The 23,117-nt window shown below is 69.9% G+C and carries 19 protein-coding genes; 5 read left to right on the forward strand and 14 right to left on the reverse strand.

Translation table 11 applies throughout. The features are described from left to right. Window positions 1-206 precede the first annotated feature (206 nt). From MQN93_RS10825 to MQN93_RS10835, 3 genes are all read left to right on the forward strand, one after another. Window positions 207-1,589, forward strand: coding sequence for an alpha-amylase (locus tag MQN93_RS10825; RefSeq protein WP_242709288.1), 1,383 nt, complete (start codon window positions 207-209; stop codon window positions 1,587-1,589). 106 nt (window positions 1,590-1,695) lie between these two features. Further along, window positions 1,696-7,041, forward strand: a complete 5,346-nt coding sequence (gene pulA / locus MQN93_RS10830) for a pullulanase-type alpha-1,6-glucosidase (RefSeq protein ID WP_242709289.1) — start codon at window positions 1,696-1,698, stop codon at window positions 7,039-7,041. A gap of 120 nt (window positions 7,042-7,161) precedes the next feature. Further along, window positions 7,162-7,524, forward strand: a complete 363-nt coding sequence (locus tag MQN93_RS10835; protein WP_016435710.1) for a 5-carboxymethyl-2-hydroxymuconate Delta-isomerase — start codon at window positions 7,162-7,164, stop codon at window positions 7,522-7,524. 23 nt (window positions 7,525-7,547) lie between these two features. On the opposite strand, the gene MQN93_RS10840 is transcribed toward MQN93_RS10835, so the two are convergent. The 3 genes from MQN93_RS10840 to MQN93_RS10850 form a co-directional block, all read right to left on the reverse strand. Beyond that, window positions 7,548-8,237, reverse strand: a complete 690-nt coding sequence (locus MQN93_RS10840) for a TetR/AcrR family transcriptional regulator (RefSeq protein ID WP_016435711.1) — start codon at window positions 8,235-8,237, stop codon at window positions 7,548-7,550. 68 nt (window positions 8,238-8,305) lie between these two features. Next, the gene (locus tag MQN93_RS10845; RefSeq protein ID WP_242709290.1) at window positions 8,306-10,225 is read right to left on the reverse strand and encodes a hypothetical protein; all 1,920 of its coding nucleotides are present in this window, start codon (window positions 10,223-10,225) and stop codon (window positions 8,306-8,308) included. A 49-nt stretch (window positions 10,226-10,274) separates the two neighbouring features. Beyond that, complete coding sequence (locus MQN93_RS10850; protein WP_242709291.1) at window positions 10,275-10,784, reverse strand: tetratricopeptide repeat protein; 510 nt, start codon at window positions 10,782-10,784, stop codon at window positions 10,275-10,277. A 122-nt stretch (window positions 10,785-10,906) separates the two neighbouring features. On the opposite strand from MQN93_RS10850, the gene MQN93_RS10855 reads away from it, so the two are divergent. Beyond that, a complete protein-coding gene (locus MQN93_RS10855) occupies window positions 10,907-11,341 on the forward strand; it encodes a hypothetical protein (RefSeq protein ID WP_242709292.1) in 435 nt (144 codons plus the stop codon). A gap of 62 nt (window positions 11,342-11,403) precedes the next feature. On the opposite strand, the gene MQN93_RS10860 is transcribed toward MQN93_RS10855, so the two are convergent. The 8 genes from MQN93_RS10860 to MQN93_RS10890 all read right to left on the reverse strand — a co-directional run bounded on the left by MQN93_RS10860 (window position 11,404) and on the right by MQN93_RS10890 (window position 18,731). After that, complete coding sequence (locus MQN93_RS10860) at window positions 11,404-12,951, reverse strand: DUF1996 domain-containing protein (RefSeq protein ID WP_242709293.1); 1,548 nt, start codon at window positions 12,949-12,951, stop codon at window positions 11,404-11,406. A 189-nt stretch (window positions 12,952-13,140) separates the two neighbouring features. Further along, entirely contained in the window at window positions 13,141-13,794 is a 654-nt protein-coding gene (locus tag MQN93_RS10865) for a LuxR C-terminal-related transcriptional regulator (protein ID WP_016435716.1), read from the reverse strand. Beyond that, complete coding sequence (locus tag MQN93_RS10870; protein WP_242709294.1) at window positions 13,785-15,047, reverse strand: sensor histidine kinase; 1,263 nt, start codon at window positions 15,045-15,047, stop codon at window positions 13,785-13,787. The genes MQN93_RS10865 and MQN93_RS10870 overlap by 10 nt, the downstream gene beginning before the upstream one ends. A 94-nt stretch (window positions 15,048-15,141) precedes the next feature. Continuing rightward, a complete protein-coding gene (locus MQN93_RS10875; protein ID WP_242709295.1) occupies window positions 15,142-16,137 on the reverse strand; it encodes an SDR family oxidoreductase in 996 nt (331 codons plus the stop codon). A 60-nt stretch (window positions 16,138-16,197) separates the two neighbouring features. Further along, window positions 16,198-16,785 (reverse strand): winged helix-turn-helix domain-containing protein, encoded by a 588-nt coding sequence (locus tag MQN93_RS10880; protein WP_016435719.1) that lies wholly within the window; start codon window positions 16,783-16,785, stop codon window positions 16,198-16,200. Window positions 16,786-16,871: 86 nt separating this feature from the next. Further along, complete coding sequence (locus MQN93_RS43905; RefSeq protein ID WP_267880768.1) at window positions 16,872-16,994, reverse strand: hypothetical protein; 123 nt, start codon at window positions 16,992-16,994, stop codon at window positions 16,872-16,874. A gap of 92 nt (window positions 16,995-17,086) precedes the next feature. Beyond that, the gene (gene glnII / locus MQN93_RS10885; protein WP_242709296.1) at window positions 17,087-18,118 is read right to left on the reverse strand and encodes a glutamine synthetase; all 1,032 of its coding nucleotides are present in this window, start codon (window positions 18,116-18,118) and stop codon (window positions 17,087-17,089) included. 184 nt (window positions 18,119-18,302) lie between these two features. Continuing rightward, window positions 18,303-18,731, reverse strand: a complete 429-nt coding sequence (locus MQN93_RS10890) for a MarR family winged helix-turn-helix transcriptional regulator (protein WP_372504335.1) — start codon at window positions 18,729-18,731, stop codon at window positions 18,303-18,305. A gap of 113 nt (window positions 18,732-18,844) precedes the next feature. On the opposite strand from MQN93_RS10890, the gene MQN93_RS10895 reads away from it, so the two are divergent. Continuing rightward, complete coding sequence (locus MQN93_RS10895; protein ID WP_242709298.1) at window positions 18,845-19,705, forward strand: alpha/beta fold hydrolase; 861 nt, start codon at window positions 18,845-18,847, stop codon at window positions 19,703-19,705. A gap of 3 nt (window positions 19,706-19,708) precedes the next feature. Here MQN93_RS10895 and MQN93_RS10900 read toward each other — a convergent pair whose 3' ends face one another. The 3 genes from MQN93_RS10900 to MQN93_RS10910 all read right to left on the reverse strand — a co-directional run bounded on the left by MQN93_RS10900 (window position 19,709) and on the right by MQN93_RS10910 (window position 22,237). Further along, window positions 19,709-20,407 (reverse strand): SCO2207 family protein, encoded by a 699-nt coding sequence (locus tag MQN93_RS10900; RefSeq protein ID WP_242709299.1) that lies wholly within the window; start codon window positions 20,405-20,407, stop codon window positions 19,709-19,711. Window positions 20,408-20,522: 115 nt separating this feature from the next. Then, a complete protein-coding gene (locus MQN93_RS10905; RefSeq protein WP_242709300.1) occupies window positions 20,523-20,882 on the reverse strand; it encodes an arsenate reductase family protein in 360 nt (119 codons plus the stop codon). Between the two features lie 170 nt (window positions 20,883-21,052). Continuing rightward, the gene (locus MQN93_RS10910) at window positions 21,053-22,237 is read right to left on the reverse strand and encodes a site-specific integrase (protein WP_242709301.1); all 1,185 of its coding nucleotides are present in this window, start codon (window positions 22,235-22,237) and stop codon (window positions 21,053-21,055) included. Window positions 22,238-23,117: the final 880 nt, after the last annotated feature.

Raw genomic sequence — 23,117 nt, forward strand, 5'->3', positions numbered from 1 at the left:
TAGGAGGGCCGCTTCGGCGTGGTGGGCACTTCCTGGTGCGCTCACCGGATCGGGTGGGGGAGAGGCCGGCAGGCCGTCGCTGAAATTTCTTGCATCAACTTCACACGCCCCGCTGCCTTTTCAGGCGACAGGCCTTTAACATCTCCGTCACCGCAAGGTAGTTGAAAACTTGCAGCAAGAGCCTTCAACGGTGAAGGAGCCCCCACATGGCACGCAGAACGCTCCCCACGCTCTCCGCGACGGTCGCTCTCGCGGCCGCCGCCCTTGTCATGAACCCGACGGCCGCGCAGGCCTCGCCGCCCGGCACCAAGGACGTCACCGCCGTCCTCTTCGAGTGGAAGTACGCCTCGGTCGCCAAGGAGTGCACGAACACCCTCGGCCCCGCCGGCTACGGATACGTCCAGGTCTCCCCGCCCGCCGAGCACATACAGGGCTCGCAGTGGTGGACCTCGTACCAGCCGGTCAGCTACAAGATCGCAGGCCGCCTCGGTGACCGCAGCGCCTTCCAGAACATGGTCAGCACCTGCCACTCGGCCGGTGTGAAGGTCGTCGTCGATACGGTCATCAACCACATGTCCGCGGGCAGCGGCACCGGCACCGGCGGCTCGTCGTACACCAAGTACGACTACCCCGGGCTGTACTCCTCCTACGACTTCGACGACTGCACCTCCCAGGTCAGCAACTACCAGGACCGCTGGAACGTCCAGCACTGCGAACTCGTCGGCCTCGCCGACCTGGACACGGGAGAGGAGTACGTCCGCAAGACCATCGCCGGATACATGAACGACCTGCTCTCCCTCGGCGTCGACGGCTTCCGCATCGACGCGGCCAAGCACATCGACACCGCCGACCTGGCGAACATCAAGTCCCGGCTGACCAACCCGAACGCGTACTGGAAGCAGGAGGTCATCTACGGCGCGGGCGAGGCCGTCCAGCCCACCGAGTACACGGGCAACGGCGACGTCCAGGAGTTCCGCTACGCCTACGACCTCAAGCGCGTCTTCAACAACGAGAACCTCGCCTACCTGAAGAACTACGGCGAGGGCTGGGGCTATATGAGCAGCTCCGTGGCCGGCGTCTTCGTCGACAACCACGACACCGAGCGCAACGGCTCCACCCTGAACTACAAGGACGGCGCCAACTACACCCTGGCCAACGTCTTCATGCTGGCCTACCCCTACGGCGCCCCGGACATCAACTCCGGCTACGAGTGGTCCGACCCGGACGCGGGCCCGCCCAACGGCGGCCAGGTGAACGCCTGCTGGCAGGACGGCTGGAAGTGCCAGCACGCCTGGCCGGAGATCAAGTCCATGGTCGCCTTCCGCAACGCCACCCGCGGCCAGTCCGTCACCAACTGGTGGGACAACGGCGGCGACGCCATCGCCTTCGGACGCGGCACCAAGGGCTTCGTGGCCATCAACCACGAGTCGGGCTCGCTGACCCGGACCTACCAGACCTCCCTGCCCGCGGGCACCTACTGCGACGTCCAGAAGAACACGCAGGTCACCGTGGACTCCAGTGGACAACTCACCGCGACACTCAACGCCAACACGGCGCTGGCGGTCTACGCGGGGAAGTCGAGCTGCTGAAACTCTTTGCTATGGGTTTCACAAGTCTTGCTGTAAACCTTTCGACAGCGATACGGTCGCGCGGGGTCGGACCCACCAGAGCCGTCATCGCAAGGAGTTTCCGCCTGTGATACCGAGAGCGAGACGGGTATCGGCCGTCACTGTCGTGGCCCTCGCCGCCGCCCTGATCCAGCCACTGGCCGCGCAGGCGGCCGCTCCGCCCGCGCCGCCCTCCGACGCGAAGCTCGCCGCCGCGCCCGCCCGGCACGACGACACCCGCGAGCAGTTCTACTTCGTGATGCCGGACCGTTTCGCCAACGGCGACACCGGCAACGACGAGGGCGGCCTGACGGGCTCACGCCTGAGCACCGGCTACGACCCCACCGACAAGGGCTTCTACCAGGGCGGCGACCTCAAGGGCCTGACCCAAAAGCTCGACTACATCAAGGGCCTCGGCACCACCGCCATCTGGATGGCTCCCATCTTCAAGAACCGTCCGGTGCAGGGCACCGGCGCCAACGCGTCGGCCGGTTACCACGGTTACTGGATCACCGACTTCACCCAGGTCGACCCGCACTTCGGCACCAACAAGGACCTCGAAACCCTCATCTCCAAGGCGCACGCCAAGGGCATGAAGGTCTTCTTCGACGTCATCACCAACCACACCGCGGACGTCGTCGACTACAAGGAGAAGTCCTACGACTACCTCTCCAAGGGCGCCTTCCCGTATCTGACGAAGGACGGCAAACCGTTCGACGACGCCGACTACGCGGACGGCAGCCGGAAGTTCCCGTCCGTCGGCACCGGCTCCTTCCCCCGCACCCCGACGGTCGCCGCCGCCGACCAGAAGGCCAAGGTCCCGGCCTGGCTCAACGACCCGACGATGTACCACAACCGCGGTGACTCCACCTTCGCCGGGGAGAGCGCCGGCTACGGCGACTTCGGCGGCCTCGACGACCTGTGGACCGAGCGCCCCGAGGTCGTCAGCGGCATGGAGAAGATCTACCAGCGCTGGGTGCGCGACTTCGGCATCGACGGCTTCCGCATCGACACCGTCAAGCACGTGAACATGGAGTTCTGGACCCAGTGGGCGACGGCGCTGGACACGTACGCCGCCGCGCACGGGCGCAGGAACTTCTTCATGTTCGGCGAGGTCTACTCCGCCGACACCTCCGTCACCTCGCCGTACGTCACCCAGGGCCGCCTCGACGCCACCCTCGACTTCCCCTTCCAGGACGCCGCCCGCTCCTACGCCTCCCAGGGCGGCAGCGCGCAGAGGCTCGCGTCCGTCTTCGGCGACGACTACAAGTACACGACCGACAAGGCCAACGCCTACGAGCAGGTCACCTTCCTCGGCAACCACGACATGGGCCGCATCGGGTACTTCCTGGACCAGGACAACCCGAAGGCCACCGACGCCGAACTGCTGAAGAAGGACGAGCTGGCGAACGAGCTGATGTTCCTCAGCCGCGGCAACCCCGTCGTCTACTACGGAGACGAGCAGGGCTTCACCGGCTCCGGCGGCGACAAGGACGCCCGCCAGACGATGTTCGCCTCCAAGGTCGCCGACTATCTCGACGACGACGAGATCGGCACCGACCGCACGCACGCGAGCGACGCCTACGACCCGAAAGCCCCGCTCTACGAGCAGATCAGCGCCCTCGCCGAGCTGCGCCGGGCCAACCCGGCCCTCACGGACGGCGTGCAGACCGAGCGCTACGCGGCCGACGGACCGGGCATCTATGCCTTCAGCCGTACCGACGCCAGGACCGGCCAGGAGTACGTGGTCGCCTTCAACAACGCCGGCGAGGCGAAGACCGCCACCTTCGCGACCGGCTCCGCGCACATGAAGTTCCGCGGCATCTACGGGACTTCGGACGACGTCACCTCCGGCGCGGACCGCAAGACCACGGTCACCGTCCCGGCCGAGTCCGCCGTCGTCCTCAAGGCGGCAGGGAGGCTCGCGAAGCCCGCGACCAGGCCGTCCCTCACCCTCAAGGCTCCCGACGCGGGCGCCACCGGCACGGTCGAACTCTCCGCCGGTGTCGACGACGGCGGCCTCAACCGCGTCGTCTTCGCCGCCCAGGTGGGCAACGGCAAGTGGAAGACCCTCGGCTCCGCCGACCACGCCCCCTACAAGGTCACACAGACCATCGGCAAGGACGTACGGCCCGGAACTCCCTTGCGCTACAAGGCGGTTGTCGTCGACTCGGCCGGGCACATCGCGAGCGCCACGGCCGCCTCGACGACCGGGACCCCGCCCGCCGAGGAGCCCCCCACCGCCACCTCCCGCGACTACGCGATCGTCCACTACAAGCGCACCGACGGCGACTACGACGGCTGGCGGCTCAAGACGGCTGATGCGGAGGCCGAGTTCAGCGGGCGGGACGCCTACGGCGCGTTCGCCTGGGTGAAGGTCCCGGAAGGGGCGGGCGAGATCACGTACCGCATCGAGAAGGACGGTGCCGCCGACGGCCCGCAGCGCTCCCTCGACCTGGCCAAAACCGGCGAGGTCTGGGTCGAACAGGGTAAGGACGACGCGACGGAGACGAGGCCCGACGGGGCGTACCCGCCGCAGGACAAGATCAAGGCCGTCATCCACTACCACCGCGCCGACGGCAACTACGACGGCTGGGGTCTGCACGTGTGGACCGGCGCCGCGAACCCGACGGACTGGTCGAGCCCGCTGCAGCCGGTGAAGACCGACGCCTACGGCGCGGTCTTCGAGGTACCGCTCACCGACGGTGCCACCAGCCTCAGCTACATCATCCACAAGGGCGACGAGAAGGACCTCTCCGCCGACCAGTCGCTGGACCTCACGGCGAACGGCCACGAGGTGTGGCTGCTGAACGGACAGGAGAAGTATCTGCTTCCCCAGCCCGCGGGTTCGGCCGCCGCGCTCGACCTGACCACCTCCAAGGCGGTCTGGATCGACCGGGACACCGTGGCCTGGAACGGCTCCGACGCCGCCGCCTCCACTCAGCTGCTGTACTCCCACGACGGCTCGATCGCCGTGAAGGACGGGGCACTGACCAGCGACGACGAACGCTGGCTGCGCCTTGAGAAGACCACGCTGACCGATGCCCAGAAGGCCAGGTTCCCGTATCTGAAGGACTACACGGCCTTCTCCGTCGACCCGCGCGACCGCGACCGGGTGCGCGAGGCGCTCGACGGCCAGATCGTCGCCTCGCAGCGCGCGGCCAACGGCGCCGTGCTGGCCGCGACCGGCGTGCAGATCGCGGGCGTGCTCGACGACGTGTACGCGAGCGCGACCAAGGCGGACCTGGGCCCGGCCTTCGACAAGGGCCGCCCCACGCTCTCCGTCTGGGCACCGACCGCGCAGAGCGTCTCCCTGGAGCTCGACGGCTCCCTGAAGACGATGAAGCGCGACGACACCACCGGCGTCTGGTCGGTGACCGGGCCCAAGTCCTGGAAGAACAAGCCCTATCGGTACGTCGTGAAGGTGTGGGCGCCCTCGGTCCGCAAGGTCGTCACCAACAAGGTCACCGACCCCTACTCGGTCGCCCTGACCGCGAACTCCGAGCGCAGCCTCGTCGTCGACCTGGACGACAAGTCCCTTGCACCGGGCGGCTGGTCGACCCTGGCCAAGCCCAAGGCCGTACCGCTGAAGGACGCGCAGATCCAGGAGCTGCACGTCCGGGACTTCTCCGTCGCCGACAAGACGGTGCCCGTGAAGGACCAGGGCACCTATCTCGCCTTCACCGACAAGGACAGCGACGGCTCGAAGCACCTGCGGGCACTGGCGAAGTCGGGGACGTCGTACGTCCATCTCCTGCCCGCCTTCGACATCGCCACCATCCCGGAGAAGAAGGCGGACCAGGAGAGCCCCGACTGCGATCTCGCCTCCTACGCGGCCGACTCCGACCAGCAGCAGGAGTGCGTCGCGAAGACCGCCGCGAAGGACGCCTACAACTGGGGCTACGACCCCTTCCACTACACCGTCCCCGAGGGCTCGTACGCGACCGACCCGGACGGGACGGCCCGTACAGTCGAGTTCCGCAAGATGGTCAAGTCGCTGAACGAGGACGGCCTCCGGGTCGTCATGGACGTCGTCTACAACCACACGGCGTCCGCAGGCCAGGCCGACACCAGCGTCCTCGACAAGGTGGTGCCCGGCTACTACCAGCGGCTCCTCGCCGACGGCTCGGTCGCCAACAGCACCTGCTGCGCGGGCACCGCCACCGAGAACGCCATGATGGGCAAGCTGGTCGTCGACTCCGTCGTCACCTGGGCCAGGGAGTACAAGGTCGACGGGTTCCGCTTCGACCTCATGGGCCACCAGCCCAAGGCCAACCTGCTCGCCGTCCGCAAGGCCCTCGACGCGCTGACCCCCGCGAAGGACGGCGTCGACGGCAAGAAGATCATCATGTACGGCGAGGGCTGGAACTTCGGTGAGGTCGCCGACGACGCCCGCTTCGTCCAGGCCACCCAGAAGAACATGGCCGGCACCGGCATCGCGACCTTCTCCGACCGGGCGCGCGACGCCGTGCGCGGCGGGGGCCCCTTCGACGAGGACCCCGGCGTCCAGGGCTTCGCGTCCGGGCTGTACACCGACCCCAACTCCTCGTCCGCCAACGGCACGTCCGCCGAGCAGAAGGCCCGGCTGCTGCACTACCAGGACCTGATCAAGGTGGGGCTGACCGGCAACCTCGCCAAGTACCGCTTCACCGACACCGACGGCAAGGAGGTCACCGGCGCCGGGGTCGACTACAACGGACAGCCCGCCGGTTACGCGGACGCGCCGGGCGACGCCGTCGCCTACGCCGACGCGCACGACAACGAGTCCCTGTTCGACGCCCTCACCTACAAGCTGCCGAAGGACACCTCCGCGGCCGACCGGGCCCGGATGCAGGTCCTCGCGATGGCGACGGCCACCCTGTCGCAGGGCCCGTCCCTCTCGCAGGCGGGCTCGGACCTGCTGCGGTCGAAGTCCCTGGACCGCAACTCCTTCGACAGCGGCGACTGGTTCAACGCCGTCCACTGGAACTGCGCGGACGGCAACGGCTTCGGGCGCGGGCTGCCGCCGGCGGCCGACAACGAGTCCAAGTGGCCGTATGCGAAGCCCGTGTTGAGCTCGGTGAAGGTGGGCTGCCCGCAGATCGAGGGCGCCTCGGCCGCGTACCAGGACCTGCTCAGGATCCGCTCCACGGAGGCGGCGTTCTCGCTCGGCACGGCCGCACAGGTGCAGTCGGAGCTGTCCTTCCCGCTGTCGGGCAAGGACGAGACCCCCGGCGTGATCACCATGCGGCTCGGTGACCTCGTCGTGGTGTTCAACGCGACGCCTGACCGGCAGGAGCAGCACGTGACGTCCCTGTCGGGCACCGGCTACCGGCTGCACCCGGTGCAGGCGACCGGGACGGACGCCGTCGTGAAGTCGTCGTCCTACGATCGCAGCACGGGCACGTTCGCGGTGCCCGGACGCACGGTCGCGGTCTTCTCCCGGGCGTCCTGACACCGGCACGGCACCGGTGGGGGCGGACCACGACCCGGTCTGCCCCCACCACCCGGGCGAGGCCCCCACCACGCGGGCGAGGACTTAGGGTGGCAGCGACGTCCCGGAACAGGAGCAACCATGCCGCAGATCACCGTCGACTACTCGCGCACCATCGAGCCCGCCTTCGACCGGGACGGCTTCGCCCGCGCCCTGCACGAGGCGACGGTCGAGATCGCGGCGGCCAAGCCGGAGGCGTGCAAGACGCAGTTCCGGCCGAGCGAGCACACCGCGTACTCCTACGAGGACCCCGCCGAAGCGCGCCACGCGGTCGTCCACGTCACCGTGGGACTGCTCGCCGGGCGCACCGAGGAGACCAAGGCGAAGCTGACGGAGACCGCGCTGGAGCTGCTGCGCAAGCACATCGCCGACGAGGGGATCGCGGTGCACGCCTCCGCGGAGGTGCGCGAACTCGACGCGTCGTACCGCAAGTTCGACCGGTAGACCGCCAGACCGCTGGGACCGGCCTAGGAAGCCAGTGCCAGCAGGCGGGTGAGCAGGTCCGCGAAGGGGCCGTCCGCGGGCTCGTCCTTGAGGATGCCGCGCAGCAGGACGGCCATCTCCTCGTCGTAGGCGGCGCTCACGGCGGCCAGCGCGGCGAAGTCGTGCACGAGCTGGGACTCCAGTTCGGCGCGCGGGATGCGCCGTCCGTCCAGCCAGATCAGCGCCGTCGACTCGGCGAGCGAGATCCAGGAGCGTACGACCAGTTCCAGTCGCGCGGGCGGATCCTCCACGCCCAGATGCGAAAGGATCTGGTCATACGCGGCCTGCCGTACGGAGTCGATGAGGGCGTTGGTGGCCGACGAGCCGACCGCCGGGCCGCCGCGCATCAGGGCCGAGAAGCCGGGCCCGTGGTCGTCGACGAAGTCGAAGAAGCGACGCATCACCCGGCGCAGCCGGTCGCCCAGCGGACCGTTCCTCGGCTCCTCGAACCGGCCCGCCAGATCCTGCGCGGCACGCCTCAACGCGGCCTCGTACAGGCTGAGTTTGCCGGGGAAGTAGTGGTAGACCAACGGCCGGGAGATGCCCGCGGCGGACGCTATCTCGTCGATGGAGACGTCGTCGGGAGAGCGTTGGCTGAACAGTTCGAGGGCGACGCCGATCAACTGCTGCCGCCGCTCCTCGACTCCCATTCTGCGGCGAACCCCGGTACTCATGCGAACACCTTACCGATCGGATCCGGCCGCGAACGGACGGGACCGACCATGGGTGTTCAGGGTCTGGCCTAACCGAGCCCGCTGATCGACCGTCCGTCGTCCGTGGTGCCCCTCAGCTCGGCCCGCACCCCCTGCCGGGCCCGCGCCGCCAGCAGACTGCCCTGTGCGCTCGCCCGCATCCCGCCCGTCGTGCTGATCGACGCGGTGCCCCGGCTGCCGGCCGCGAGCAGATACCAGCCGCCCTTCTCCGCCTTCCACAGCACCCCGGCCAGCACCTGCGGATCCTTCGTGCCGCAGGCCGGGACGTTCTCCGCCTTCGCCGCGACCGCCCCGTACTTCCCGCCCGGCGTGCGGAACTGCGCGAGCACCCGGGTGCCGCCGCCGCGCCAGGTCTCGGCCCGGGTGCACACCCAGTCCGCCGAGCCGCTCGCGTCGGGCAGCGGCTGCCGGGCGTACGCCCAGGCGTTGACACCGCGCACACCCGCCGAGCGCAGCGCGGCCAGAGAGCAGGCGTACGGCGCCCAAGTCCGCAGCGCCTCGGCGCTGTTGACCTCATGGGTGGCGCCGGGGCGTCCGGTGGTGAGCCGGGCCGGAACGAGCTCGCCGAGGTCGGTCGCGAGGCGGGTGCCGGTGGCGTCGGTCAGCTGCATCACGTTCCACGAGGTGCAGGTGCCGTTCTGCGCCGAGGAGTTGGCCAGCGGCGCCGTCACCCCGTCGGTGACGGCCAGGTCCGTCGCGCCCGCGCCCGGCTTGAGCAGGTCGCGCTCGGCGGCCTTCGTCACCCAGGGCGCCGTCAGATAGCGGACGTTGCCGTCGGCCCGGCCGAGCACCAGCGCGCTCGCCTCGGAGCGGCCCGCACCGTCGACCCGGGCGAAGTCGAGGGCGGCGCCCTTCGTGCTGTCCTTCGCCTCGGCGTAGCGCACGATGCGCAGACCGTCGTAGAGGATCACCACCCGGGCGCCGTCGACGGTCCCGGCGTACAGCAGCTGGGGCGGGCCGGAGGGGCCGCCGGACGGGGTGCCCGGGGTCGCGGAGACCCGGACGCTCTCGCCGGGGCGCGCCCAGACCGCGAGGGCGCGGCGCAGCAGGGCCCGGTCGCCGGTGAGGTCGCCGCGGGCCGGCCACACGGAGAAGTCGGTGCGCGCCGAGACCTGCCAGGCCGTCGGGGCGACCCTGGTCAGCTTCGCCGGGTCGAGGGCGGCCTCGGCGGACGGGTTCTTCGCGTACACGGGGGCGGCCGCACCGTCGGGGGCCCAGCCGTCACCGGGCAGACCGAGCAGCGCACCGCACACCGCGAGGGCCGCGGCGGCCGCGAGCGCGGCCTTGGCGTGCTGCCTGCGCCGCATCAGATCGGTGGGCCTGGCCTGCAGTGAACAGGGGTCGAACTCGGGGGAGTCGAGCAGCGCGTACTGCTCGGGGACCTCGCCCGCCTCCTGGAGCGCCGCGTCCGGGTCGGCGCAGCCGGCCGCGGCCAGCACCCGGCACACCTCGTCGTCGGTGAGCTTCTCCAGACCGCGCAGGACATAGGCGGCGCGGGCCGGTCCGGACAGGGCGGACAGCCGCTGGTCCAGGGCGAGTTCGTCGGCCCCGCCGGAGCGCGGGAAGAGCCGCAGACCCCACACCTGGGGGAGCAGCGGCGGCAGTTGGGAGCGCTTGGGCCAGGCCGCGCGCTTCAGCGGCAGGCCCGCCTCCAGTGCCGTGTGCAGCACCCGGAGGCGGACGAAGGCGTACCCGGGGTCGCCGTCGCGGCCGCTCGCCTGGGCCGGGATCACGGGTGCCGGGGTCCGGCCCCGGGGCAGGGCGCGCTGGGTGAGGGCGTGCGCGGTCACCACGCGCCGGTTGCGGCCCAGGCTCGGCGGCAGCACCAGATAGGCGAGCCGGACCAGCCGCGGGTAGTGCTCGACGAGCGCGGCCTCCGCCTGCTCGACGTCGACGACCGGGTCGGCTGAGGTGGGTGCGGGGCGTGGGGCGACATCCTGTGACTGCACGTTCAGCAGAACGAGCGAATCGTGCGATGGTCACCGTCACCCGGGCGGTTCAGCCGACGGGCTCGACCAGAGCGCGTGCGTAGTTCGCCATGGACCGCTGGTAGCGCGGCAGATGGGCGGCGAGGGCGCCCAGCACGAGGGAGAGGCCCTCGCGGTCGCGGCCCAGGCTGGACAGGCACAGCGCGAGTGAGGCCCGTACCGCGTCGTCCAGCTCGTCGGAAGGCCCGTCCAGTTCGGGCGTCAGCAGCTTGACGCCCTCCTCGGCCTGTCCGATGTTGCGCAGCGAACTCGACAGCTGGATCTTCGCGCGCCGCCCCTTGTACCCGCTGGCCTCGCTCAGCCCGAGCTCCAGCGCCCGGCGGTACAGCGGCACCGCCCTGTCCGAGTGGCCCGTCGAGGCCCAGGCGCAGGCCTGCTCGAAGGGCCCGAGCGGGCTGTCGTCCGGCAGCTCGGCGACGAGCGCGTCGATCACGGCCCGGAAGTCGGCCGCGTCCTCCTCGGCGTAGTCGTCGAACGTGGCCCAGGCGGCCGTCACACGATCTTCCCAGTCTCGGTTCACGGGCCATACCCTCGCACACCCGTACGTCAGGCCCCACCGAATTTGAGCGCACCGCGCCCCACAGCCGTATCGAAGGGGACGGGCCCGTGGCTTCAGGGCCAGCAATGCGACCGGAGGAACAGATGAGGGTGACCCGACCGATGCTCGCCGTGGCCGGTGCCGCGGCCGTCCTGGCGCTGGCGGGCTGTGGATCCGGAGACAGCGACGCGGCGGCGAAGGTGCCGACCACCGCCACCGGCAGCCTGGAGAGCCTGGCGGCCAGGGCGAAGTGCAAGCCGGACATGCAGATCGACTCCGACACGGTCCGCCAGGCCATCTGCAAGACGTCCGACGGCAAGTACATCTTCGCCACCTTCGCCACCGACCGCGGCCAGCGCGAGTGGATCAACGACGCCAAGGACTACGGCGGTTTCTATCTCGTCGGCCGCAAGTGGGTCGCCGTCGGCGACGACAAGGTCGTCAAGGCGCTCCAGGGAACGCTGGGCGGCCAGGAGGAGATCGGCGCCAACCACAGCCAGCACACCGGTCACAGCGGTCACAGCGGTCACAGCGGCTGAACTCGGCGGGCACACAAAAGCGGGCGGTGGGAAAACCCACCGCCCGCAATCGTTCTAGCGGATCACTTGCACTGCTTGCCGCTGTTGATGCAGTTGGCGATCTTGTCGGCCAGACCACCGGTGGTGATGCTGATGAAGTCGTTGTGGTCGGTGGCCGGCTTGTGCAGCTGCTCCGGGAAGCTGTCGACCGCGTACGGGTTCTTGACCTGACCGTTCTCGATGGTCGGGGTCGGGATGTCGTACACCAGGCGCATGGTCAGCTGCGGGATGGCCTTGAAGCCGTTCGGGCAGGCACCGCTCGCCGGGTCGGCGAAGGCGTCGTGCGTGCGGTGGTTGGCGCTGTCGATGTTCTGCCCGTCCCAGCAGCTCTGGAAGGCGAACGTACGGACCACCTTGCTGCCCTGCGGGCACAGCGGGTACTGCTCGGTCAGCTGGACCTTGTCCTCGAAACCGGTGCAGCTCCAGTGCGCGTTGGCGTTCGCCAGGCCGTTGGTGGTGGTCTTGGCGTCACCGGTGATGATGCGCAGGAACTGCGGCATCGCGACGACCTTGCTCTGCGGGTTGCCGACGTACTTGATCTGCGCCTGGACCGGCGTAAGGATCTTGCCGACGTTGCCCTCCTTGCCGCCGCCGTCGTTGTTCTGGTCGAACTCCTGCGTGCCGTCCTGCAGCCGGACCACCGGCCAGTAGTACGCCGACAGGTCGTTCTTGTTCTGGCAACTGGTCCCGCCCTGCAGGAAGTTGTCGTTGGACGAGAACGCGTTGATCTTCTGGTTGCCGACGTAGTCGTGCGTGTGGTGCGCGCCGTTGGTCACACCGGGCGCCGCGATGACGTTGTCGCTGTTGAAGTTCTTGTTCGCGTTGACACCGCAGTTGGTGGTGAACGAACCGGTCGAGGCGTTGTTCGAGTTCTGCGGCTTGGCCTGGACGTTCGGAGCGACCTTGGTGATGTCCACGAAGTCGGCCGCGACGGGGCCGTTGCCCGCCTGGCCGCCGTTGCCGCCCTGCTGATCGCCGTTGCCGTTCTGGCCGTTCTGACCGTCGCCGTTCTGACCGTTGCCGTTCTGGTCGTCCTGACCGTTCTGGCCGTTGTCCTGGCCGCCGTTGCCGTTCTGACCGCCACCGGCGTTGGTCTGGTCGGCGGGCTGCGTCGTGCAGGGGGCGAGCGAGCCAAGACCGGACGTGTTGACCCGGCCGCCGACCCGCTGGATGTCGAGGCGGATCCGGTCGAGCGACGCGGCCCGCTTCTCCTTGAGGGGGCCGACGATCGAGTTCTGCACGAAGTTGGCGTCCCGCGTCTGCGCCTGTCGCGTGGAGGCGAGCCTGGCGTAGGCCTCGGTGATCTGCTTGTCGAGGTTCGCGAGCTCCTTCGCCACGGCCCGACGGGCCCGCTGGGGCACGTTCGTGAGCTTCTGGCCGACGTCGGGGCAGGAGATGGTCGCCACCTGGCCGGCGGCGGCCTTCGTCTGGTTCTGCCCCGAGTTCGACTCGTGCGCCGAGGCGTAGAAGTTCGCCCAGATCAGCCCGCCCCCACCGAGCGCTAGGGCCGCCGATGCGGCTATGGCCTTGGTGGCCAGCGGCGTACGGCGTTTTCGTGTGTTGCGTCCCATGGAACTCCTCTGACTTCCTTGCGGGCTTGGCGGGGCATCGAGGCGCCCGACAGGAGTGAAGCGGCGCCCATGGATACGGATCGTGTCCCAGGGGTGTTCACCAGCCCCACCAACAAATCAGAGGATTGATCGGCCGACAGGCCTCAACAGCCGCCTGAACAGCGGGAGTTACGGAAAATCAGCAAGCGCTTACCGGCCCTGGTCCAGATAGGCGAGGACCGCCAGAACGCGACGATTGTCGTCGTCCGACACCTCCAGGTCCAGTTTGGCGAAGATGTTGGAGGTGTGCTTGGCGATGGCCCGTTCTGTCACCACGAGTTGCCCGGCGATCGCCGCGTTGGAGCGGCCCTGCGCCATCAGCTCCAGAACCTCCAGCTCACGGGGGGTCAGCCGGGCCAGTGGACGGTCGTCGGCGGCCCGCCGCGACAGCAGCTGCTGGATCACCTGCGGGTCCATCGCGGTGCCGCCCGACGCGACCCGGCGTACGGCGTCCACGAACTGCTCCGCGTCGAAGACCCGGTCCTTGAGCAGATAGCCCACCCCGCCGGTGCCGTCGGCGAGCAGCTCACGCGCGTACAGCTGCTCCACGTGCTGGGAGAGCACCAGCACCGGCAGGCCGGGTCTGTTGCGGCGGGCCGTGAGCGCACACTGCAGTCCCTCGTCGGTGTGCGTCGGCGGCAGGCGTACGTCGACCACGGCGACGTCCGGTTCCAGCTCGGCGAGCGCGCGGGCCAGCTCGGGGCCGGACTCGACGGCGGCGGCGATCTCGAAGTCGTGGGCCTCGAGCAGCCGGACCAGTCCGTCGCGCAGCAGGAAGAGGTCTTCGGCCAGGACTACGCGCAAGGGATCTCCATGGTCACCATGGTGGGACCGCCCGCGGGGCTGCTGACGGCCAGGACGCCGTCGAATGTACCCAGTCGCCGCTCGACTCCGGCCAGGCCCGAGCCCGCCGCGATCACCGCGCCGCCCTTGCCGTTGTCGGTGACCGAGATCCGCAGCATGCCGTCACGGCGGTGCAGGTCGACCCAGATCCGGTCCGCGCCGGAGTGCTTGACCGCGTTGGTGAGCACCTCGCTGACCGCGAAGTAGGCGGCGGACTCGACCGGCGCGTCCGTACGTTCGCCCGGCTCGACGTTCACCTCGGTGGCCACGGGCAGCCTGAGCGCCAGCGCCTTCACCGCGTCGCCGAGTCCGCGTTCGGCCAGGACCGGCGGGTGGATCCCGCGGACCAGGTCGCGCAGTTCACCGAGGGCGTCCACGGAGGACTGGCGGGCCTGCGCGAGAAGCTGCTTGGCCTTCGCCGGGTCCTTGTCCATGAGCGCCTCGATGGTGCCCAGGTCCATGCCCATCGCGACCAGCCGGGCCTGCGCCCCGTCGTGCAGATCCCGCTCGATACGGCGCAGTTCGGCGGCGGAGGTGTCGACGGCGTCCTTCCTGGTCTCGGTCAGCACCCGGACCCGCTCGGCCAACTCGCCCTGGGTCGTGCCCAGTACGGCCCGGGTGAGCCGGAAGTGGGCGGTCAGCAGACGCGGGGCCAGCGGGGAGAGCGCGAGGAGCGCGGCGGCCAGGGCGCCGGCGAGCAGGGCGGAGGTCTGGTCGGTGACGTGCACGAAGCCGTACCAGTAGCCGCCGCTCGCGGCGAACGGCCGCCACAGCCCGGCCGCGATCACGAACCCCTCCAGCGGGTAGAACACGAGGACGGCCGCCAGCAGCGCGGTGACGAACCCCGCCGTCATGTCGACCTGCAGCCAGCGCAGATCACGCCAGACCGCCGGATCGCGCAGCATGGCGTACGTCCGCGCCCAGGGGTTGGCGCGCTTCGGGACCGGGCGATACGTCGACGGGATGCGCACCCCGCACCACTCCGCGGCGAGCACCCGCCGCCAGTCCGCGAACATCCGTACGCCCGTCAGCAGCCACGGCGTGGTGTAGGCCCCGATGCCGAACGGCACGAGCGTGATGGACAGCAGGGCCAGAACGAACAGGACGACCGCTCCGGGAAGGGTCACCAGGGCCAGCACGAACCCCCGCCCCGCCGCCAGTGCGACGGCCCGCATCCGCCCCGCCGGGGATCCGCTCTTCGTGTCGGTGGTCATGGCGACAGTCTCGCCGAGCCCGCCCGGCAGGTCACGGGGTCGATGCCCCCGGCCGGGGGTGGTGCCAGGTACACCCCCGACCATCACCCCCGGGTCACAGCCCGCGCAGCACCTCCGCCTCCACCGCGGGGTCGAGTCCCGGGGACGGCCGGTCCGGGCGCCGGGGTGCGCTGCCGCCGATGTCCCGCAGCCACTTCCAGGTGTCGGCGACGGTCTCCTCCACGGGACGGCAGACCAGACCGGACGCCACGGCCCGTGAGACGTCCGCGGACTGCAGGGCGCCGTGCATGTCGCTGCCCGGCGGTACCCACACCGGCAGCTGGGTCCACGGCTCGATGCCCGCCTTGAGGATCACGTCCGGTTCCGTCCAGCGCAGCTCGGCCGTCGCACCCGTGACCTGCACGCACGCCTCCAGCAGGGACCCCATCGTGGCATGCCCCTGCGGGCTGATCATGTTGTACGGGCCGCTCAGCTCCCGCTCCGCCGCGCCCAGGATCCACTCGGCCATGTCCCGCACGTCGATGTACTGCAGCGGCAGTTCACGTGGTCCCGGGGCCAGCACGGTCCCGCCGCGCGCGATCCGGTCCAGCCACCAGGGCAGTCGGCCGATGTTCTCGTACGGGCCGAGGATCAGCCCCGCGCGTACGAGCACCGAGCTGTCCGCGCCGAAGGCGTCGACGACCGCGATCTCGGCGCCCCGCTTGTCGCGGGCGTAGTCGGTCCCGTCCGCGTCGGGCTCGGCGCCCTCGACCAGCGGCGCGTCCTCGGTGTACCCGGCGGGCGCGGGCCAGGCGTACACCGAGCAGGTCGACACATAGACATACCGGCCGGCGCGGCCCCGCAGCAGCCGCGCCGCGTCGTCGACCGCCCGGGGCGCCGCCGACCAGGTGTCCACGACCACGTCCCACTCACCGTCGGCGAGGGCCGCGAGCCCGTCGGACGCGGTGCGGTCACCCTGCAAGGCCCGTACACCGGGCGGGGGCCGGTGCCGCCCCCGGTTGAGGACGGTGACCTCCCAGCCCCGCCCGAGCGCCGCCTCCACGACGGCCCGTCCCGCAAACTCCGTACCACCCAGCACCAGAAGTCTCATGCCGGTGAGCCTGCCCGGTACGGGCGCGGGACGGAACGCCGATCTGCTCTCGGCAGAGGATCAGCGGCCGGCCGGCGGGGCGTACTTGTAGCCCACCCGCCGCACCGTCTGGATCACCCCGCGGTGCTCGGCGCCCAGCTTGCGGCGCAGCCGGGCGACATGGACGTCGACGGTACGGCCGTCGCCGACGTGGCCGTACCCCCACACCGTGGTGACCAGCTGATCGCGGGTGTGCACCCGGTGCGGATGGGCCACGAGATGGGCGAGGAGCTCGAACTCCAGGTAGGTGAGGTCGAGTTGACGGCCGTCCACCGCGGCGGTGCGCTGCACCGGATCGACCCGGACCAGCGGGTCGCCGGCGCCTCCTGCCCCGTCGGCGCCGCGCGCCCCGTCGGCACCGCCCGGCAGGGCGGCCTCCGCGAGGTGCAGACGGTCGGCCGGGATCAGGACGAGGTACCCGACCATCGGGGGCTGCCCGGGCAGCGTGGGCAGGGTGTGCTGCGGAGCGGGCAGCCAGGTGGCGCCCGGCGGCAGGAACTCCGAGACGTCGATCACCTCGTCCCGGTCCACGGCACGCAGCCGGTGCCGGGAGCCGCTGGGGGAGGAGGTGTCGGGGACGGTGGGTGACAGTGAACGAAGGATCGCCATGACAGGTCAGCTCTTTCGCGCGAGAGGTTCGTCGGGAAGGACGTACTCGGTTGCGCGCTGGCCGAAGGCCGGGTGGAGGTACGGCGTTAGAGGGCCGGCGCGTTCATCGCGCGACAACACACCCGGTCGAAGTCGTGGTGCTGACGGGAGGGCCAGAAGGGCTCCAGGTCATGGCGACCCGTCGCGGTGAACTCCTGGAAGCCGGTCATGTCCACATTGAAGCAGACACGGACCGGCAACAGGAGTCTCCTCTCACTGCATGGACAGATCTCACTGCATGGACAGATGAAGTCCGGACGGATCAGACCTGGCCGGCCTTCTCCAGGGCGGAGCAGCAGGTGTCGACGAGCAGACGCGTGACCACGTACGGGTCGACGTTGGCGTTGGGACGGCGGTCCTCGATGTAGCCCTTGCCGTCCTTCTCGACCTGCCAGGGGATACGCACCGAGGCGCCGCGGTTGGAGACGCCGTAGGAGTACTCGTTCCACGGGGCGGTCTCGTGCAGACCGGTCAGCCGGTCGTCGATGCCGGCGCCGTAGTTCTTGACGTGGTCGAGCGGCTTGGAGCCCTCGCCGAGCGACTCGGCGGCGGTGATGATCGCCTCGTAGCTCTCGCGCATCGCCTTGGTGGAGAAGTTGGTGTGCGCGCCGGCGCCGTTCCAGTCGCCCTTGACCGGCTTCGGGTCGAGGGTGGCGGAGATGCCGAAGTCCTCGGCGGTGCGGTAGAGCAGCCAGCGGGCCACCCACAGGTGGTCGGAGACCTCCAGCGGGGAGACCGGGCCGACCTGGAACTCCCACTGGCCGGGCATGACCTCGGCGTTGATGCCGGAGATCGCGAGACCGGCGGCGAGGCAGTTCTCCAGGTGCGCCTCGACGACCTCACGGCCGAAGATCTCGTCGGCGCCGACACCGCAGTAGTAGCCGCCCTGCGGGGCCGGGAAGCCGCCCTTGGGGAAGCCCAGCGGGTAGCCGTCCTGGAAGAAGGTGTACTCCTGCTCGATGCCGAAGATCGGCTCCTGCTCGGCGAACTGCGCGGCGACCTCGGCCAGCGCGGCACGGGTGTTGGACTCGTGCGGCGTCATGTCGATGTTGAGGACCTCGCACAGGACGAGGACGTCGTCGCCGCCGCGGATCGGGTCCGGGCAGGAGAAGACCGGCTTGAGGACACAGTCGGAGGCGTGGCCCTCGGCCTGGTTCGTGGAGGACCCGTCGAAGCCCCAGATCGGCAGCGCGTCCAGATCGGAGGAACCGCTCGTGATGATCTTGGTCTTGGAGCGGAGCTTGGCGGTCGGCTGGGTGCCGTCGATCCAGATGTACTCAGCCTTGAAGGTCACGGGCCACTTCCTTCGGGGTGTGTCTGACGCACGTGCGGGTGCTGCGGCGCTGCGGCACCGGAGCGCCGCCGTTGTTGCCCGCGAGCCTGTCAATGGGCGATTTCCCGACCATTGCTCGGATGTGAACCCCGTGTTACCTGGCGCCGGTGTGGCGCGCTTCACGGCGTGAGCACCACCGCCGCGCTCACTTCCCGTGCGTCGCCGCCTCCAGCACCCCGGCCAGGAACCCCTTGACGGCGGCCAGTTCCCGCTCGTCGTACACACGCAGCAGCTCCACCGCCGCGGTGATCAGCGGTCCGAAGGAGGCCCACCCGAGCTCGACCGCCGTCTCGGTCACCTCGACCAGCACCCGGCGCCGGTCCCCCGCCCCGCGCACCCGCCGTACCTGCCCGGCCCGCTCCATCCGGTCGATCAGCGCGGTCGTCCCCGCGGAGTTCAGCCCGAGCGCCGCCCCGAGCCGCCCGACGGTCATCTCCGTGCCCGCCCGCGAGGCGTCCATCAGGGCGATCAGGGCGCGTACGTCCGTCGGGTGCATCCCGTTCCGGTGCGCGAACCGTGCGCTGTGCAGGCCGAGTTCGACGGTCACGGCACGCAGCAGATGGACGACCTCCATCTCGGGTCCGAGGTTCCCCACGACCGGTCTCCCCTCTATCATCTCGTTCAGCGAGTATCTCGCTCGGCGAGATAATAGGGGAAGGGCAAGAGGGGAAGGCAGGGGGAGGGGCGATGGGGTCCGCGTACGACATGAACGGCTTTCTGGCCGCGTACGACAAGGTCATGGCCAAGTGGCCCGCCGAGCGCGAGGCGGTGACGGTCGCCACGCCCTTCGGGACGGCTTACGTCAACGCCTGCGGTCCGCTCGACGGCCCGCCGGTCGTCCTGCTCCCGGGCGGCGGGGGAGCCACCTCCGCCTCCTGGTACGCCCAGGTTGCCGAACTCGCCCGCACCCACCGCGTCTTCGCCGTCGACCTCGTCGGCTGCGCCGGTCGCGGTACCGAGGCCGGCGACCGTCACCCCCGTGCGGTCGCCGACCTGGTGGACTGGCTGGGCGCGGTCCTGGACGGCCTGGGACTCGAGCGGGTGGACCTGGGCGGGCACTCCTACGGCGGCTGGATCGCGCTGCACTACGCGCTGCGGGCACGCGCGCGCGTGCACCGCCTCTTCCTGCTGGACCCCACCACGAGCTTCAGCGGCTTCAAGGCCGAGTATCTGCTGCACGCCCTGCCGCTGCTGCTGCGGCCCACGCCCCGCCGGGCCCGGGCGTTCCTCACGTGGGAGACCGGGGGAGTCCCGCTCGACCCCGACTGGCTCCGTCTGCAGGAGGCGGCCGCCGGCTTCCCCTCCGTCTCGAAGCCGGTGACCGGTCCGCGCCCGGCGCCGGACGCGCTGCGCGGGCTGAACATGCCGGTCCTGCTGCTCCTGGCCGGGAACAGCAGGACCTGTGACACGTACCGGGTGGCGGCGAGGGCGGATGCGCTGCTGCCGCGTGTCGAGACGGTTGTCCTCCCCGACGTCTCCCATCACGCGCTGCCGCAGAGCGCACCCGCCGAACTCGGCCGCCGCCTCACGGAGTTCCTGTGTCGCTGAGCCTCACCCCACCTTCTCGATCAGGGCCCGGCGGATCAGGAACTTGCCGGGCTCACGGACCTGTTCGAAGGCCGCGTTGTTGAGCAGCGCACAGCTGCCGGAGACCGAAGTGACCTTCACCGTCGTGGACTTGTTGTTGTCCAGGTTGGTGACCTTCAGCGTCGTCCCCACCGGGAACTGGTTGCTGGAGGCGGCAGGTGCCCCCGCCTCGCCGGAGAGCGTGACGGTGGAGCCGTTGCACACCTGCTGGCCGGAGGCGCCGCCGCCCGCGTCCCCGCCCGCGTCGTCCGCGGGTGCCGAGGCCGTCTGCGAAGGCTGCGCGCCTCCCGCCTGGTCTCCGGCGCCGTTCTGGGCCGGCTGCGTCGACTGGGAGCCCTGAGCCGACTCCCCAACGGTGCAACCGGACGCCTTCTGCTGGACCTTGATCTGTTCGATGACCGCCTCGCGATTGGCGATCCGGGCCGCGGACTGGGCGTCGGGACTGGCCTTCTGCCCGTCGATGAACTTCTGGTTGTTGCCGAGGGCCGTGGCCAGCCCCAGGCAGACGTTCGAGTCCGCGGCGGACGACAGGGTCTTGGGGCCCGGGCTCTGCGCGGCGTTGGAGGTGCTCGCCATGGCGAAGGCCCCACCTCCCGCCACCGCCGCCGCACTCACCAGCAGCGCGATCTTCTTCTTCGTACCGAGCCTTCGCCTGCGCGACATGCGCGCCTCCTGAGGGGTAGGGGAGCGTACGCCGCTATGTACGAGATACCGAACGAGGTTACTCAGTGGTCACGGGATTCACTGAAGTAACGTACGTCACAAGGGGGTTGGCCCGTTATCGGGACAGAGCGTCCCGTACCGCCTCATCGGTGCGGCCCACCACGGCGGTGCCGTCCTCGGCCGTGATGATCGGGCGCTGGATCAGCCGGGGGTGCTCGGAGAGGGCCCTGACCCACCGGTCGCGGGAGGACTCGTCCCGCGCCCAGTCCTTCATCCCGAGCTCCTTGGCGGCGTCCTCCTGGGTGCGGGTGATGTCCCAGGGTTCGAGGCCGAGCCGGTCCAGTACGTCCCTGATCTCGTCCTCGCTCGGGACGTCCTCCAGATAGCGGCGGACCGTGTAGTCGGCGCCCTCCGCGTCGAGCAGGCTGAGGACGCTGCGGCACTTCGAGCAGGCGGGGTTGATCCAGATCTCCATGGGCTCACGGTACGCGATCGGCGGCGTCGAGGGCCGGCCGAAGGCCCTTGTGGCCAGGGGCTTTTGTCAGTGGCGGGCGGTAGAATAGAAGCAGGATTCTACGAGCGAGGGTATGAGCACACGTCAGGACGCTGTGGTGAGGGAATTCCTAGATCATTTCGCACAAAATCTCACACCTGAGCCTGCGGAAACCGGTGCAGCCCGTCGAGCACGACCGCGGCCGGCCTCAGGTCCTCGGCGTCCGGATGCACGTACTTGGCCTTCGTGAAGGCCGCGTTCGTGTGCCCGGCCCACGCGGCGAGGATGTGGTCCGGCACCCCGTTGTTCGCGAGGTAGGTCAGGCACGAGTGCCGCGCGTCGTACAGCCGCACGCGCCGCAGCCCCACCGAGGCCATCAGCTTGTACGCGTGCTCACGCAAGTCCCTGGTGGTGCACGGCACGCCGAGCTCGTCGACGTACACGTACGGGCTGTCCGTGTAGCCCTCGCCCGCCGCCAGGCGCTCCCGGGCCTGCCGGCGCTTGAGCCGCTTGAGCGCGTCCCACACCTCCTGCGGCAGGGGCAGGGTGCGTTCACCGCTGGTGGTCTTCGTGTCCTTCTCGTGCACGACGAGATTGCCCAGCATGGTGCGGGTGTTGAGGACGGCCACCGTCCCGGCCGTCAGGTCGACGTCCTCCCAGCGCATGCCCGCCACCTCGGCCGGCCGCAGGCCCATGAGGGACAGCAGCAGCATCGCGTACAGCCGGTCGCCCTTGATGCCGCTGATGAACGCCCTCACCTCCTCGACGTTCCACGGCTTGACCTTCTCGTTGTCGCGGCGGTCCTGCTTCTTGGCCTGCCGCGGGATCTTCACCTCCTGGGCAACGCTCGTGTGCACCAGCTTCCTGGCGACCGCGGCCCGCATCGCCTCCTTGAGCCGCCCCAGAATCCCCTCCGCAGTTGACGGGCGCAGCCCGGTGCCGGCCTTACCTCCCCGGCGCCGGGCTGCAGTCAGCAGCCACTCCACCCACTCCTCGACGTCCTCCTCGGTCAGCTCCTGGAGGCGGACTCCGCCGAGGCCCTGATGGATGTGAACGACCATCAGGCCGTAACTGTGGAGCGTGGTTTCCTCGAGGTCCCGGGCCTTCTTGCGTAGCCATTGGTCGATCCACTCCGAGACTGTGATCTTGCTGGGCATGATGAACTGCCCTGTGCTGCGCTGGTGTCGGATGCGGGAAACCTCGTTCTCCACCTCCGACTTCTTGTCCCTGGTGATGGTCAACTGCTTCCGGTTGCCCTGGGCATCTCGGCCCACGTCGACCACCGTGCGATAGCGGACCTTGCCGCTTCGCAGCACGATCTTCTTGATCTCCGGCACTTCCTCTCCTTCTCTCTCGGATTCAGGCACCACCTCCGAGGAGGCAGACCTGAAGGTCCAGCAGGGAGCCGACCGCGAGGCCAACGCACAGGCCCGGCGGGCCCGTTGATTCCTCGGTCGGGGGCTGTCCGGGAGGCGTCTCCTGCGGCGGGGACTCGGCTGGAGGAGACGTACCTGGCTCGGGTGAGCCGGGCGAGGACTCGCCGCCCTGTGGCGGCGGCTCCCTGGACGGGCCCTGTGTCCCCGAGTCCTGCGACGTGTCATCGACTGGCGTCAGGGAGCTAAAGGTGGGATCACTCCCCATGGGGGAGCCCCCGGCTTCCGGGCGGTCGTTCCTTCCGGGGTCTGCGCCGCTCGCCGACGGGCTTGTGCCCGGGGGCGGTTGGCTCGGGCCAGGCGGAAGAGTAGCGGTTGGGCTGGCGGTCGGTGCGGAGGACGGTGGCCCGTCGTCGCTGTCGTCCGACCACGGGTTGACGACAATCAGCACTACGGTCGCCACGGTCGCGGCCGTTGCTGCCGCGGCCGTGGCGAGTTGACCGCGGTGGCTCCGCCACGTCTCCCGTGCTGCCCTGCTGATGGTGAGTAGTGCAGCCGCTGCCCCACCCAGGAATAAGCCCAGGTGCCGTTTCCGCCGGACGGGCTGCGGGCCCATGGGCGGCGGCTCGAATCCTCTCCCGTTCGCGGCCATGGCCGCTTCCTCTGGCGCGTCTCTGAGGGCGCGCAATATCCATTCGCTGTTGTGCTCGGCACGCATGTCGCGCAGCTGCCGGTTGAGGTCCCCCCTCAGCCGCCGGAAGAGCAGCGCAAGCACGATGCAGTTGGCGCCGAGCCCAGCCGCGAGAACGATCCAGATCATTCTCGTCCCCTGTGCACGGTTGGC

The sequence above is a fragment of the Streptomyces spinosisporus genome (assembly GCF_022698145.1).
Taxonomy (GTDB): domain Bacteria; phylum Actinomycetota; class Actinomycetes; order Streptomycetales; family Streptomycetaceae; genus Streptomyces; species Streptomyces spinosisporus.